The sequence below is a fragment of the Marinomonas piezotolerans genome, from assembly GCF_003362755.1.
Taxonomy (GTDB): Bacteria; Pseudomonadota; Gammaproteobacteria; order Pseudomonadales; family Marinomonadaceae; genus Marinomonas; species Marinomonas piezotolerans.
In genome coordinates this window covers 155312-169805 of the sequence record NZ_QKRA01000005.1, presented here as the reverse complement: position 1 = coordinate 169805, position 14494 = coordinate 155312, and the positions used below count along the sequence as shown (strand labels likewise).

General features: G+C 45.9%; 13 protein-coding genes. 3 read left to right on the top strand and 10 right to left on the bottom strand.

Features of this window, described 5'->3' with window-relative positions; genetic code table 11:
- Positions 1-47 precede the first annotated feature (47 nt).
- The 9 genes from purD to dsbD form a co-directional block, all read right to left on the bottom strand.
- Positions 48-1337: a phosphoribosylamine--glycine ligase gene (gene purD / locus DN730_RS12235; RefSeq protein ID WP_115468427.1), complete on the bottom strand. Its 1290-nt coding sequence runs from the start codon at positions 1335-1337 to the stop codon at positions 48-50.
- 20 nt (positions 1338-1357) lie between these two features.
- Positions 1358-2932, bottom strand: a complete 1575-nt coding sequence (purH, locus tag DN730_RS12230) for a bifunctional phosphoribosylaminoimidazolecarboxamide formyltransferase/IMP cyclohydrolase (RefSeq protein WP_115468426.1) — start codon at positions 2930-2932, stop codon at positions 1358-1360.
- A gap of 81 nt (positions 2933-3013) precedes the next feature.
- Positions 3014-3292 (bottom strand): DNA-binding transcriptional regulator Fis, encoded by a 279-nt coding sequence (gene fis / locus DN730_RS12225; protein ID WP_115468486.1) that lies wholly within the window; start codon positions 3290-3292, stop codon positions 3014-3016.
- A 100-nt stretch (positions 3293-3392) separates the two neighbouring features.
- Entirely contained in the window at positions 3393-4358 is a 966-nt protein-coding gene (gene dusB / locus DN730_RS12220; RefSeq protein ID WP_115468425.1) for a tRNA dihydrouridine synthase DusB, read from the bottom strand.
- A 153-nt stretch (positions 4359-4511) separates the two neighbouring features.
- The gene (locus DN730_RS12215; RefSeq protein ID WP_115468424.1) at positions 4512-5735 is read right to left on the bottom strand and encodes a zinc-ribbon and DUF3426 domain-containing protein; all 1224 of its coding nucleotides are present in this window, start codon (positions 5733-5735) and stop codon (positions 4512-4514) included.
- Between the two features lie 22 nt (positions 5736-5757).
- Positions 5758-6645, bottom strand: a complete 888-nt coding sequence (prmA, locus tag DN730_RS12210) for a 50S ribosomal protein L11 methyltransferase (RefSeq protein WP_115468423.1) — start codon at positions 6643-6645, stop codon at positions 5758-5760.
- A gap of 95 nt (positions 6646-6740) precedes the next feature.
- Entirely contained in the window at positions 6741-8081 is a 1341-nt protein-coding gene (gene accC, locus DN730_RS12205; RefSeq protein ID WP_115468422.1) for an acetyl-CoA carboxylase biotin carboxylase subunit, read from the bottom strand.
- Positions 8082-8102: 21 nt separating this feature from the next.
- Entirely contained in the window at positions 8103-8552 is a 450-nt protein-coding gene (gene accB, locus DN730_RS12200; protein WP_115468421.1) for an acetyl-CoA carboxylase biotin carboxyl carrier protein, read from the bottom strand.
- A gap of 213 nt (positions 8553-8765) precedes the next feature.
- A complete protein-coding gene (dsbD, locus tag DN730_RS12195) occupies positions 8766-10586 on the bottom strand; it encodes a protein-disulfide reductase DsbD (protein WP_245957956.1) in 1821 nt (606 codons plus the stop codon).
- A gap of 100 nt (positions 10587-10686) precedes the next feature.
- On the opposite strand from dsbD, the gene DN730_RS12190 reads away from it, so the two are divergent.
- The 3 genes from DN730_RS12190 to DN730_RS12180 are packed head-to-tail and all read left to right on the top strand — an operon-like array spanning position 10687 to position 13059.
- Positions 10687-11487 (top strand): hypothetical protein, encoded by an 801-nt coding sequence (locus tag DN730_RS12190; protein ID WP_115468420.1) that lies wholly within the window; start codon positions 10687-10689, stop codon positions 11485-11487.
- Between the two features lie 14 nt (positions 11488-11501).
- Positions 11502-12548 (top strand): DUF2333 family protein, encoded by a 1047-nt coding sequence (locus DN730_RS12185; protein WP_115468419.1) that lies wholly within the window; start codon positions 11502-11504, stop codon positions 12546-12548.
- Between the two features lie 7 nt (positions 12549-12555).
- Positions 12556-13059, top strand: a complete 504-nt coding sequence (locus DN730_RS12180; RefSeq protein WP_115468418.1) for a GNAT family N-acetyltransferase — start codon at positions 12556-12558, stop codon at positions 13057-13059.
- Here the strand turns inward: DN730_RS12180 and DN730_RS12175 are convergent.
- The gene (locus DN730_RS12175; protein WP_245957955.1) at positions 13056-14486 is read right to left on the bottom strand and encodes an anti-phage deoxyguanosine triphosphatase; all 1431 of its coding nucleotides are present in this window, start codon (positions 14484-14486) and stop codon (positions 13056-13058) included. The two genes, DN730_RS12180 and DN730_RS12175, sit on opposite strands and share 4 nt — an antisense overlap.
- Positions 14487-14494 lie beyond the last annotated feature (8 nt).

Sequence of the window (14494 nt, the reverse complement as noted above, 5' to 3'; positions counted from 1 at the left end):
AAAAGGCTGCATTTAGAAATGCAGCCTTTTTTTGATGGAGTGGATATTTACTCTGACTGTTCGCGTGATACCGCGCGATGGCCAATATCGGTGCGGAAGTAAACGTTATCCCATGATATTTTGTTTACGACGTCGTACGCACCCGCTTGGGCTTGTGCAACAGAATCACCTAGTGATACGGCACAAAGAACTCGGCCACCGTTTGTGACCACGTTACCGCCTTTCTCAGATGTTCCCGCATGGAACACTTTTTGATGAGCTGGTAGCTTGGCGTCGTGTCCTGAAATGACATCGCCTTTATTATAGGAGGCAGGGTACCCGCCAGCCGCTAAAACAACGCCTAGGCTCGCACGAGGATCCCAGTCTGCTTCAACAGTATCAAGTTGCCCATTTACGGCGGCTAAACACATTTGAACCAAATCAGAGCGTAGGCGCATCATGATAGGTTGTGTTTCTGGATCACCAAAGCGGCAATTGTATTCCAATACCTTTGGTGTGCCATCTGGTGCCACCATAACGCCAGCATAAAGAAAGCCACGATAGCGGTTGCCCTCTGCATTCATTCCTTTAACCGTCGGCATGATAACTTCATTCATGATTCGATCATGGATTTCAGGTGTAACCACTGGAGCAGGTGAGTAAGCGCCCATGCCGCCTGTATTCGGGCCAGAATCACCGTTGTCACGGGCTTTATGGTCTTGGCTGGATGCCATAGGAAGCACGGTTTCGCCGTCAACCATAACAATAAAGCTAGCTTCTTCACCGACAAGAAACTCTTCAATCACTACGCGTGATCCAGCATCGCCAAACGCGTTGCCCGCTAGCATGTCTTCGACAGCAGCGATCGCTTCTTCTTCTGTTTGCGCTAAGATGACGCCTTTACCAGCGGCCAGGCCATCAGCTTTAACAACAATCGGAGCACCATGCTGCTTGATGTAATCGATTGCAGCGGGAATCTCGGTAAAGTTACCGTATGATCCAGTTGGGATGTTATGGCGTGCTAAGAAATCTTTTGTGAACGCTTTAGAGCCTTCAAGCTGAGCGGCAGCTTGAGTAGGGCCGAAAATCGCCAATCCTTCTTTTTCAAACGCATCAACGACACCAATGACTAACGGTGCTTCTGGTCCAACAATTGTTAGTGCTATGTCATTTGCTTTAGCAAAGTCTACCAACGCACTGATATCTTCACCGTTAATGGCGACGTTTTCGACTTTCGGCTCTAATGCTGTGCCGGCATTACCTGCCGCTACAAATACTGTTTCAACATCATTTGATTGGGCCGCTTTCCAAGCAAGCGCATGTTCGCGACCACCGTTTCCAATTACAAGAACTTTCATGTCTGGGTCCTATTAATCTATTAGTGGCGGAAGTGACGCATGCCAGTGAATACCATGGCCATACCCGCTTCGTCCGCAGCAGCGATCACTTCTTCGTCGCGCATAGAACCACCTGGCTGAATAACGGCTGTAATGCCAGCAGCTGCAGCAGCATCAATTCCATCGCGGAACGGGAAGAACGCATCAGACGCCATAACGGAGCCTTCAACTTGTAGGTTTTCGTCCGCGGCTTTGATACCGGCGATTTTAGCAGAGTAAACACGGCTCATTTGACCTGCGCCTACGCCAATCGTTTGACCTGATTTGGTATACACAATGGCGTTAGATTTAACGAATTTAGCGACTTTCCATGCGAATAACAGGTCTTTTAATTCTTCTTCAGATGGCTGACGTTTGGACACAACTTTCAACTCGTCAGAGGTCACTGCACCGTCATCACGGTCTTGTACCAGTAGACCGCCGTTTACGCGTTTAAAGTCTAGTGCTGCAGGCTTGTCTTTTGACCATTCACCGCATTCAAGTAAACGAACGTTCTGTTTTGCTGCCACGACATCGATTGCACCTTGGCTTACTTTTGGGGCAATGATAACTTCGACAAATTGGCGATCAACGATTGCTTGTGCTGTTTCAGCTGTTAGTTCTTGGTTAAAAGCGATGATGCCGCCAAATGCAGACGTTGGGTCTGTTTTGAAAGCAAGATCGTATGCTTCTAGTTGGTTGTCGGCAACGGCTACACCGCATGGGTTGGCATGTTTGACGATGACACAAGCCGGCTCATCAAAACTCTTAACACATTCTAGTGCTGCGTCAGTATCGGCAATGTTGTTGTAAGAAAGCGCTTTACCCTGTAGCTGCTTAGCTGTGCTGATAGAGGCTTCTTGTGGGTTTGATTCAACGTAGAAGGCCGCTTTCTGATGTGGATTCTCACCATAACGCATTTCTTCTTGTTTGTTGAATTGTAGGTTGAAAGTACGTGGGAAGTCTTCGCTACCACCTTCAACTTTCTTACCTAAGAAGTTTGCTATGTTGCCATCGTAGTTCGATGTATGCTCGAACGCTTTTACTGCTAGGTCAAACCGTTGGTCGTACGTCAAACCGCCGTTTGCCTTTAACGACGACAAGATGTCTTCATAGCTAGTTGGATCGACAACAATTGCAACGTCTTTGTGGTTTTTGGCCGCCGAGCGAACCATAGTCGGACCACCGATATCGATGTTTTCGATCGCCATTGGCAGGTCGCAGTCAGGACGAGCGATGGTTGCCTCAAATGGGTAAAGGTTTACTACAACCATATCGATTTCATCGATGCCATGCTCCTGCATGATCGCGCCATCGATGTCACGACGGCCAAGGATACCACCATGCACTTTTGGGTGAAGCGTTTTGACGCGGCCATCCATCATTTCTGGGAAGCCAGTGTAATCAGATACTTCGACCGCCTTGATATTGTTTTCAAGTAGCAGTTTGTAAGTGCCGCCAGTAGAAAGAATTTCCACGCCTTGGCTTGCTAATTCGCGAGCGAATTCAACAATGCCTGATTTGTCGGAAACACTAATAAGAGCGCGTTTAATAGGGGTTGTGGTTGAGTTTGCCATTATGCTTCTCGCAATGTGATTAACGTCAATTAAAGTGGGGGAACGGGTAAAACGAAAAAAGGGCGAGACGCCCTTTTTTATTTACAGCATACCGTACTGCTTCAGTTTTTTACGAAGCGTACCGCGGTTTAAGCCTAAGATCGCGGATGCCTTTGTCTGATTGTCCTTAGTGTAGTTCATAACGGACTCTAGAAGAGGTGCCTCAACCTCAGCTAACACTAGTTGGTACAAGTCAGTAACCGGTTGACCGTCTAAATGAGCAAAGTAATTTTGCAAAGCTTTTTCTACATTGTCACGTAGTGTTTGCGCTTGCTCAGAAGAAGTCGTTTGAAACGTTTGAGTATGTGTTTGATCTACCACAGAATAACCTTCTATATTAAAGCTAACCATTTTTGAATAGAGGCTCTTGTTGCATTAAGCAAAGAGAACTATTCAGTTACCAGAGATGCTTCTTAATGCGCTAAGAAACAAAGAATTCATTCAACAGATCGAGCTGTTCTTGTGCATCTTCGATGCGATTAAACTGGCTGCGAAATGGCGTTGTGTCTGCCAATGTTTGCAGATACCAACCAACATGTTTGCGTGCGATGCGTATTCCCATATAGCAACCATAAAAATTATGCAGCGCCTTTACGTGGTTCAAGACGATGTCTCTGATTTCTTCCTTGGTGGGCGCAAGTAACTGTTCGTTGTGTTCTAAGTAGTGATTGATCTCTTGGAATATCCAAGGTTTTCCTTGAGCGGCACGACCGATCATAACGGCATCAGCGCCAGTATAATCGAGTACATGTTTTGCGCTTTGGGCATCATGAATGTCGCCGTTAGCGAAAACTGGAATCGCAATAGATTGCTTAATTTTAGCAATCGTATCGTACTCGACTTTCCCTTTGAACTTACAAGCACGGGTGCGGCCATGAACGGCTAGCGCCTGTATGCCTGATTGTTCGGCAATACGCGCAACATTTAGACCATTGCGCTCGTCCTCAGACCATCCTGTTCTAATTTTTAGCGTAACTGGAACATCAACACTACTTACAACAGATTCGAGAATTTTCCGAACTAAAGCTTCATCGCGTAATAACGCGGACCCGGCCGCCTTGTTCAATACTTTTTTCGCTGGGCAGCCCATATTGATATCAATGATCTGCGCACCAAGCATCACATTTTGTTGTGCTGCTTGCGCCATCATTTCAGGGTCGGCACCAGCAATTTGTACTGAGCGAGGCGATACTTCTGCATCATGAACAAGGCGCATTCGACTTTTGTTGGTATCCCATAGGCGCACATCAGAGGTGACCATTTCTGAGACGACTAAGCCGGCACCGTGTTGGTGGCAAAGGCGTCGAAAAGGTAAGTCCGTTACTCCCGCCATTGGCGCAAGTATGACAGGCTTTTCAATGCTGTAATTGCCAATGTTAAAGGCCATGTGCGTCGTATACCTGAATCTGTTGTTTAGGATCTGCTACACCGTCGAGCGGGCGTGAATAATACCTAGGGGAATCGTTTTTTTGAAGTCTTGACAACGGTTAAATTGTCTATTTTTTGTGCTTATTTTCGATGAAACAATTAAATGCACAATTTAGTAAGACCGAGTCTCACTAGAGAAAGCTTTGATTTGATGGGTGACGGCTCTTGCACCAGGGTCTTGTATCGGAATAACGATATGAATAGGCGTGTTAGGTGGCATGTAAGTGATGTCTAGAAAGTCTTTGTGTAAGTAATTACGTGGAGCGAAAAGTCGAGCAGCAACAGGCTTCCCATTGAGGTCATAGAACTCGAGTGCGAGTTTTGGCATTGGCTGTGCGAATGAACTCTCGTTAGTCATGATGGCGTTGACTTGCAATATGTTTGCTTGCGTCGGGTGACTTTGAACCCGAACATGCTCGATGTTTATCTTGGATACATCTTCAAACGCAGGAAGAGTACAGCCTATATAGGAACAGGCGGCTCGATAAAAACCTCTAAACTCACTAGAACGACTGCCCGATTCAAAGAGATGTAGGCTGACCTGAAGGGCAAGAATAACGAGAGACAAAAATACGGCTATGCTCCAAAGCCAGCCATAGCGAGACCGCTTGTCTGTCGTGTAAGTATCTGAGTCCGTGAGCGATGCTAAACTGTATTCAGCGGCTAGTTGTTTCATGGATTCTTTAGAGGAGTATTCCGAATCGGACAACGTATCATGCTTGGAGATATCGCTGGCTAGCGTATGCAGTGCTTGCATGTAGTCTGGCTCAGCGGTTGTTTGGCTTGTCGTCAGGGTCTCAGGCAAGCGCGTATTTTTTTTTGTTGGTTTATTAGAAGGAGCGTTCGGCGGTACAAAGCTTTCACTAAATACTGGCTCAGAGGGGCGGTTAGCACTAAATTGGTCCTCTATTTCAGCTAGCTCCATCTCCCATGGAGCTAAATCCTCATCATTACCAGAGTGTTCTTGAGCAGGGGAGGGCGTTGACTCACTAGCTTGCTTTCTAGGCTTCGGCTTTTCTGCATGCTGCTCGGGTGGCGTGTAGGGTTCAAGATCACTTTCATTAAAAAGTGTATCCAGCCACTCAGGATTAACCGTACCATCGTGGTGTACGGTAGAAACCTCATCATAAGTTTCTTGGGGTGTTTCTTTAGATTCAGGCTTGGGTTGCGCCATTTTGGGCGTGGCATTTGTTGTAGAAGGGGGGATCGCTTCGGCACTGAAAATATGAAAACACTGCCCGCAACGCACTTTGCCTTTGGCCATTTTTAGCACGTCATCTGTCACGCGAAAAGTCGTGGAGCATTTAGGGCAGCGAGTAATCATACTTTGTGACATAGTCCAAAAACTTCCTTAAGGGTTACAACTTCTTGGCCACAATGCGAACCCACTCTTCTTTCTCTGTAATGGATTCAATTTTGAACCAAGGTTTATAAGCCTCGACAACCGAATGGGCTTGACTCTCTAAAATACCAGACAGTGCAAGTAGTCCGCCTTGTTTAACTAATTTAGATATTGTGCCAGAGAGTTCTGCCAACGGCCCAGCCAAAATATTAGCAACGACGATGTCTGCTTCTAAGTCACCTTCATAAGGTGGCAGTTTAACTTCATAACGATCTTCGCTAATTTGGTTGCGCTCAGCATTAGCTTGAGTTGCTTGTACGGCTTGCGGGTCGATATCGATACCAATCATGGTGCTCGCCCCAAGTAGTAATCCTGCAATACCTAAAATACCAGAACCGCAACCATAATCGATAATAGATTTTTGAGCGCAGTCTATTGAGTCGAGCCACTCAAGGCAAAGAGCGGTGGTAGGATGTGTCCCCGTACCAAATGCCAAGCCTGGATCAAGGATTAAATTAACGGCGGATTTGTCTGGTACGTCTCGCCAACTTGGGCATACCCATAAACGCTTCCCAAATGGTATTGGATGGTAGCTGTCCATCCATTCGCGTATCCAATCTTTATCTTCAAGAATTTCGATTTTTAGGTCGATATCTGGCTGATTAACCAATTGCGCCTTGTGTTTGAGTGCACTGCGGATATGTTCTAAATCTGCATCAGCTTCAAAAAGCCCCGTCACGCGAGTGTTCTTCCAAAGTGGGGTGGTATTCAAATCCGGTTCATAAACTGGGTCATCGTGCACATCTTCAAATGTGACGACCAAAGCGCCGCACTCGAGTAAAGTGTCTTCAAAAGAAGGAACATGTTCTGGCGTCGTGTGAACGCGAATTTGCAGCCAAGGCATTGAATAATCGTCCGTTTGAGACTTCTAGTAAGTCGGTTTTTGAAACAAATAGGAGGGTACTACACCTCCGTTCGGAGGTGTAGTTTTCGTGCTTATTATAGCCCGAGTTTCTTTTCTAGATAGTGAATGTTGACGCCACCTGCAATGAAGTTGGAATCTGTAACCAGATCTTTTTGCAGGTCGATATTGGTCTTTATACCATCTACAAACGTCTCATCCAGCGCGACTTCAAGACGTTTCAAAGCGCCTTCTCGTGTGTCTGCAAAACAAATGACTTTTGCGATCATAGAGTCATATGTAGGTGGGACTGTATAGCCGCTGTAAAGATGAGAATCGACACGCACACCCATACCGCCAGGGGCGTGGAAGTAGTTCACTTTACCTGGGCTTGGCATGAATGTTTTAGGGTCTTCAGCGTTAATACGTGCTTCGACTGCGTGACCATTCAATTTCACATCTTCTTGCTTGATGGAAAGTGGCAGTCCGCTCGCTATCCGTAATTGCTCTTTCACGATATCGATACCGGTGACCATTTCAGTAACCGGGTGTTCAACCTGAACACGCGTGTTCATTTCGATAAAGTAGAAGCGGCCGTCTTCGTATAGAAACTCAAACGTACCAGCACCGCGATAACCAATTTTAATACAAGCATCCACACAAGCTTTTAGGCATTGAGCTCGAGACTCAGGGTCTAGATGAGGTGCTGGCGCTTCTTCTAATACTTTTTGGTGGCGACGCTGTAGCGAACAGTCACGGTCGTAAAGGTGAATTGCATTGCCTTGACCGTCTGCAAGAACTTGAACTTCAACGTGGCGAGGGTTAGTTAGGAATTTTTCCATGTAAACCGTGCTGTCACCGAAGTAAGAACCTGCTTCAGACTGAGTGACACTGATCGATTTTAGTAGGCTGCCTTCGTTGTGAACTACGCGCATGCCTCGTCCGCCACCACCAGCCGCTGCTTTAACAATCACTGGGTAGCCAATTTCGCGGGCGATACGCATACATTCATCTGGGTCGGAAGGTACTGGACCATTTGAACCAGGTACGGTTGGTACATTTGCTTCGCGCATCGCTTTGATTGCCGATACTTTGTCACCCATTAAGCGAATAGTTTCCGCTTTGGGGCCTATGAACGCAAAGCCTGAACGCTCCACTTGTTCTGCAAAGTCAGCATTTTCAGCAAGAAAGCCGTAGCCTGGGTGAATGGCTGATGTATCAGTTAATTCCGCAGCACTGATCAGGGCTGGAATGTTTAGGTAGCTATCCTTTGACGGGTTTGGCCCAATACAGATGGATTCGTCTGCAAGGCGTACGTGTAATAGTTCACGGTCAATTTTAGAGTGAACCGCAACCGTTTTGATACCGAGTTCTTTACAAGCGCGAAGAATACGCAGTGCAATTTCGCCCCGGTTAGCAATCAATACTTTATCTAGCATGATGAAACCTTTGGCAATAGATTAAATGATGGTAACAAGAGGCTGATCAAATTCTACAGGCTCACCGTCGGTAGCCAAGATTGCACCAATTGTCCCTGCTTTGTCTGCTTCGATTTGGTTCATCATCTTCATCGCTTCAACGATACAGATTGTGTCACCGACATTAACTTTCTGACCTACTTCAACAAACGCTTTAGCACCTGGAGCAGGAGACGCGTAGAAAGTACCAACCATTGGTGAGTTGACCGAGTGTCCTGATACTGCCGCTGGTGCGTCTGCTTCAGTCGGTGCGGGGGCTGCTGCCGGTGCTGGTGCCGCCGCTGGGGCTGGAGCTGCATACATTTGAGGGGCTGCAACTGGCGCGCCACCACGGCTGATTCGAACTGCTTCTTCGCCTTCTTTAATCTCAATTTCGTATACGTTGGATTCTTCCAGTAGTTCGATTAGCTTTTTGATTTTGCGAATATCCATGTTGACTCTCTTTTGTGTCTAAGTAATCAGTCTATTTCTGCACAAGGGATGGAATCCTAGGCAGGCTTGGTGCGCACTCGTCGGAAATCGATAAGAAACCAGACGAGCCGCTTAAAATCGTAACTAGCGGGAAATTATCAGTAAAAAGCGTGATTTTGTCCAGTTTTGAGGGCGAAAAACCTGAAACTCGCTTTTATGATTAAAAAACAACCTCTAGTAAACTTGTTTGGCGCTGTCGGATGGTAGTAGTGCAGAAATGCGCTCTAAAACCTCGCTTTTAGAAGGTTCGCCAACCAATTTGAAGGTTTCTATATGCTGTTGTTTATTATCAAAAAAGAGCATGGACGGTGGACCAAATAGGCCGAATGCGCTTAAAAAGGACCGGCTTTGTTCTGAGTTGTCCGTGACGTCTACTTGAACAAACGCTACTTGTTTAAGTAAAGGCAGGATTTCCGGTGATTTGAAAATCTCTTCTTCGATAATTTTACAGCTAATGCACCAGTCTGCGTAGAGATCCACCACAATGGGCATAGTGGTCTGTTTTTTGATTGTTTCTAATGCATCTAAAGATTGGATTTTCGCATAATAAGGGACGTCATTGGTTGTTGATGACGTACGCACGTTCGAAGCTACTAAACTATGTAAAGGCGATAAAGGGTTTGTGTTGCCTAGTGCAGCGCCGGTTATTTGTAAAATAGCGATCATAAAGGTGAGCAATCCAATAAACCAGCGTAAAGGGTGAGAGGTAGCCGTCACGGTACGATGTAAAAAATAGGCTGAGATTGCAAGAGCTAGCAATCCCCAAAGCAACAAGTGAGTTTCAACTGGAAGCCAGCGTGTTGCAAGCCAAATGGCCATGGCAACCAGTCCAAACCCCATTGCCTTTTTGACGTCTTCTAGCCATTCTCCGCGAGAAGGAAGAATAGTGCTTCCCAAGATCCCAACCAGCAAAAGTGGTGTCCCCATGCCTAGCCCCATAAAGAATAACGCCCAAGCGCCGTACACGGGATCAGAATTCGCACTGATATAAAGTATCACGCCCGCAAGTGGGGCAGACACACAAGGCGAGACGATTAGGGTAGCAAGCGCCCCAGCTATGAAAATAGCAATGAACCGAGAGCGATTACTTTGAGTTTTATTAGACAAGGCATCTAACTTGGCTTGCAATGCAGAAGGCAAGCGAAGTTCAAATACACCAAACATCGCTAGAGCAAGCACGCTAAACAAGGCAGCGCTAAGCATTAGAATGACAGGGTTTTGAAGAGATACTTGAAGGTTTAGCTGGGTACCAAACCAGCCCGCTAAGGCGCCAATTACCGAATAGGTAAGTGCCATGGCAAAAACATAAATGAGAGAATAATAAAAACCTTTCCAACCGCGTACCTTACTGCCCACAATAATGGCACTAACAATAGGAATCATTGGTAGTACACATGGAGTAAAAGAAAGTAGTAAACCTAGCCCAAACATAACTGCTATCGTCTGAAGGAAGCCTGCATTGGTGATAAGGTCAGCAACGTCCGACGCTTTAGATTGGCTCACAGTCGGGTTTTGGTTATTAGGTTTGAGGCTATTGGCTGACTCTGTGGCAGGAAACTCAGTGGACATAGGAATCCATTGCGGTGGATAACAGAGTCCTCGCTCAGCACACCCTTGATAGCCGATCATAAAGTCAATTTGTCGGCGGCTAGCTGTGTCTCCTTCGGCAGATAAGGGGACGGTTAGTTCGTCATGGTACACCTCTACTGCCCCAAAATAAGGGTCGTCTTTGACCTCGCCCGCTGGGATTTCTACAAAAGATACAGTCGGCCCAGAGTTTTGTTTGATCTTCAGCTGATGCTTATAAAGGTAGTAACCGTCAGTAATATCCCAATGCGCGACAACTTGATTGTTGCTGTCGCGATAAACTGAGACACTAAACGCCTGATCTGCGGGTAGAAATTCTGGCTCAGAGTTAAATGGTGAACTAAGCCCAAGTGCAAGCGCAAGACTAGAGAAAGTGAGTGTGAAAAGAGCGAAAATGTGTCGCAACATGCAGCGGGCCTTAATATATGTACGATGAAGGTTTCTTCGCATCCGAAGGCGCTATAGACTACCAATCGAGTTAGAAGTTTCCAAATGTCTAGGAGTCCACTTGTTTAAAAAAGCTTTTTTTTTGCTGACTTTGCCTCTTTTTCTAGCGGCCTGTGCAGGAACACCGGTACCAAATGCGTCCCCAACAACCGTAACACCTGAAGACTCGGAAGGCTCTGTTGTTGATCAAGGGGATGCAGTGTTGATAGAACAAAATGATACCTCATCAACTCCCGTAGAGACTGTAAATGATGATATTGAATCAAGTGCAGATAAGGTGACTCGTCGATTAATTCGGCAGGGCGAATATGCATTGTCTGAGCAGCGTCTACTGACTCCAGAAGAGGACAATGCCAATATGTATTTCCAAATTGCATTGGGTCGAGATCCTGGCAACTATGAGGCCATCATAGGCATTGCTGCCATCGTTGATACCTATTTAGAGTGGGCCGTTGCATCGGCCGAACGGCAGCAATATAGTAAAGCCGAAGAATACGTCGCTAATGCAAACTTTGTTAGTCCGGATGATCCCAGTATTGAAGAGACGGAAGAGCGTATAAAGCAAATTCGCGCCCGTCATCAAAGTACTTCTAAAAAGGCATCACAGAAGCCAATCATTGAAGCATCTGAAGATATTTTCATTTTGCCTAAAGATCTTTTTCAATTGAGTGATGACGAGATTCTTGCAAAAATGCAACCTATTATTGATCGTGTCACCAAAACACAACGAGCTATTGATATTAATTGGCCGAGCGATAAAGAAGGGCGTTTGATATATCAAATCATAAACAGCCGAACACCAGAATTTCGCGTGCGCGCCATGATCTTTCATCGGGCGCGTTACACAGTAGAAGTTAATTAGCATGGGAATGAATCATGGCGAAAATAATCGATAAGATAGCCTTTTGGAGGTCACTGGGACAGCTTCCTGGGATTGGGAAGTGGGTGGCTGTTGGCATTGCTTTGCTTGCCATTTTGTTAGGGGGGCTTGGTATGTATTGGAGTGGTGAGCCCGATCAATTTGATGTTGTTGCGGTCGCAAAAGAGCGTGCTGAAGAACGCGGCTACTTAAATAATAGTAAGAAGCTTGTTACGGGCTACACCACAACAAACACTTTATATACCTTGGTTGATACTCTGCTTGAGAAACCCGGCGGGTTTATAACAAATGACATTCTGCCTCCAGGTGTGTTGATGGATAACATGCCTTCATGGGAGTTTGGTGTGTTGGTGCAGTCCCGTGATCTAGCTCGAGCGCTTCGAAAAGAGTTCAGTCGTTCGCAATCTCAATCGACGGAAGATGTGAACTTAAAAGTCGCAGAACCGCAATATAATTTCGATAATCACAGTTGGGCGTTACCTTCGAGTGAGAGCGAATACCGTCGAGGAAACAAAGAGTTGTTAGGTTACCTTGATCGATTAGCCAACAAATCTGAAAATGCTCAATTTTATTCGCGAGCAGATAACTTGGCAGACTACTTATCTGATGTTTCAACGCGTTTAGGGAGCCTTTCTCAGCGCCTGTCTGCAAGTGTCGCTAAAGTTCGAGAAAATACCGACTTAGCAGGCGACGCTAATGCACGTCAGTCTACGGATGCTGGTCAGTTTCAATATGTTAAGACGTCTTGGACACAAATTGACAATGTGTTTTACGAAGCGCGCGGTGCAAGTTGGGCGTTGATTCATATTTTGAAAGCGATAGAGATCGATTTTGTTTTTACTCTGCAAGATAAAAATGCGCTCGTGAGCTTACGCCAAATTATTCGAGAATTAGAAGCCACTCAAGAAACAGTGTGGTCTCCTATTATTCTGAATGGGAGTGGTTTTGGATTGCTTGCGAACCATTCATTAGTGATGGCGTCGTATATTTCTCGTGCTAATGCGGCACTGATTGATCTGAGACGATTATTAGAACAAGGTTAAGCTATCGGTGCTGTATCCTGAACTCAAGGCGCGTCATGCCAATATTGATGATGCGCCGTGTATATTGTCTATCTTCTTGGAGTCCGAAGCTCAAACGGATTTCAAAGGTGGCGTTGATATAGTTACTGTTATTGATTGGATTGAGACCTCAAACGATCAGCGTCCATTTTGGGTAATAGAAACGACAGAGTCTTGTGTGATCGGATGGTTTGCCTTGGAGTCTTTTTATGGGCTGCCAGCCTTTGATGGTGCTGTTGAACTGAGTATCTACGTTAAAGCGCAATACCAGAGAAAAGGGATAGCCACTCATGCTCTTAAATATGTTGAACAAGAGGCTGCCCGCATTGGATTGCACACATTAGTAGCATACGTGCTCTCGGGTAATGTTGTTAGTCGTGCTTTCTTTATCTCCAATGATTTTGAGCAATGGGGGTGTCTTCCGAATGTCGCTCGAAATTGTGACATTCGGGGGCATTTGCTGCTGTTAGGTAAGACTCTACAAGCGGATTAGATTGGCTCAAAAACTGATCCTGAGCTCGGCACAAATAACGTTTTGTACATGCGGCTGGCGTAATCATCGCTCATTGAAGCCATGTAATCGCAAATGATTCTATAACTATTACCACCATTTATTTCTGTTTCTTGCCATTCTTTCGCCAGCTCCTTAGGCAGCAATCTAGCAGGGTCTGCGGCAAGTGCTTCGAACATTTCTAAAAGCATTTGTTGGCCCTTATAAACCAGCATCTGAACTTCTGGGCGCATAATAATATGCGTCATCTCAAAGTCCTTTAGGTAATCCAATGCCAGGCGTTGTTGGTCTGGTAGCACGGCTTGGTAGTGTAATAAAGCGTGCTCAAATTGGGGAACTTCTTGTACTTCACATGACGTAATGAACCAGCTAACCAAATCGCCAATGGCCTTTTTACGTAGATGACTTTGTTTGCTAAACAACTGATCTTCTAGTCTAGATAGATTTTGAGTTAAGAAAGGCGTATCCAATGCACTTAGTTTTGGAACTAAGTGAGCTTGCCACATATCACGCGTCACCATTCCTAACACAATAGCATCCTCGAGATCGTGCACACCGTAGGCAATATCGTCTGCCAAATCCATAATCGAGGTGTCGAAGCTGGCGTGAGACGTTCGGCCATGACCTGTTGAGGACGGCCGCATAACGGTAAGAAGATTGTCACGATCTGACGTACTAAAGGGCGACAACACCCAATCTAGCAGTTCTTCCTCTTCTTTATAGATACATTTTGGAGGATGCCAATCTTTTGCTTTAAATAGTCTCAAATTGGTGGGCTTATCGGGATACTTGCCCACGACACTGTCATGCAGTGCAGGGTATTTCATCACGCCTAGCATGGTGCGTCTGGAAACATCCATACCAAATTTATCTGAATAAGATCCTCGTTTGCCAAGTATTCGAAGAGATTGAGCGTTACCTTCAAAGCCTCCGTGCTCCACCATCATGAAGTTAAGGGCTACTTCGCCACCATGACCAAACGGGGGATGGCCGATATCATGGCTGAGACACACAGTTTCCATCAAGGATTCTGACGCAAGCCATATTTGAAAAGGCGCATTTTGTGACTGAGATGACTGTAGATGATAAACAATGCCGCCTCCGATTTGAGCCACTTCTAGTGAGTGAGTTAGGCGAGTCCGACTGTAATCATTTTGGCGGATGGCGAGAATTTGCGTTTTGGATTGTAAACGCCGAAATGCTGCACTGTGAATGATTCTGGCTCGATCACGTTGGTAAACGTTGCGATGATCATTACTACGTTCGATACGAGGGCCAGAGCGGCGCTCCATCCAGATGTCTAGGTCTTGGTAACTGCTCATTGATTTATATGCCGATTCAATCCAGAGAAAGCAGTCTTTCATTAAAACACGATGTAGGTCAATGCCTCCGGCACGTACTGTCGGCATAATGTTAG

Excerpts from the sequence above, each read along its gene's own strand:
- prmA (WP_115468423.1), bottom strand. The coding sequence starts at position 6,645 with ATGCCTTGGCTGCAAATTCGCGTTCACACGACGCCAGAACATGTTCCT.
- purH (WP_115468426.1), bottom strand. The coding sequence starts at position 2,932 with ATGGCAAACTCAACCACAACCCCTATTAAACGCGCTCTTATTAGTGTT.
- DN730_RS12215 (WP_115468424.1), bottom strand. The coding sequence starts at position 5,735 with ATGTCACAAAGTATGATTACTCGCTGCCCTAAATGCTCCACGACTTTT.
- DN730_RS12185 (WP_115468419.1), top strand. The coding sequence starts at position 11,502 with ATGGCGAAAATAATCGATAAGATAGCCTTTTGGAGGTCACTGGGACAG.
- DN730_RS12175 (WP_245957955.1), bottom strand. The coding sequence starts at position 14,486 with ATGCCGACAGTACGTGCCGGAGGCATTGACCTACATCGTGTTTTAATG.
- accC (WP_115468422.1), bottom strand. The coding sequence starts at position 8,081 with ATGCTAGATAAAGTATTGATTGCTAACCGGGGCGAAATTGCACTGCGT.
- dusB (WP_115468425.1), bottom strand. The coding sequence starts at position 4,358 with ATGGCCTTTAACATTGGCAATTACAGCATTGAAAAGCCTGTCATACTT.
- purD (WP_115468427.1), bottom strand. The coding sequence starts at position 1,337 with ATGAAAGTTCTTGTAATTGGAAACGGTGGTCGCGAACATGCGCTTGCT.
- accB (WP_115468421.1), bottom strand. The coding sequence starts at position 8,552 with ATGGATATTCGCAAAATCAAAAAGCTAATCGAACTACTGGAAGAATCC.
- dsbD (WP_245957956.1), bottom strand. The coding sequence starts at position 10,586 with ATGTTGCGACACATTTTCGCTCTTTTCACACTCACTTTCTCTAGTCTT.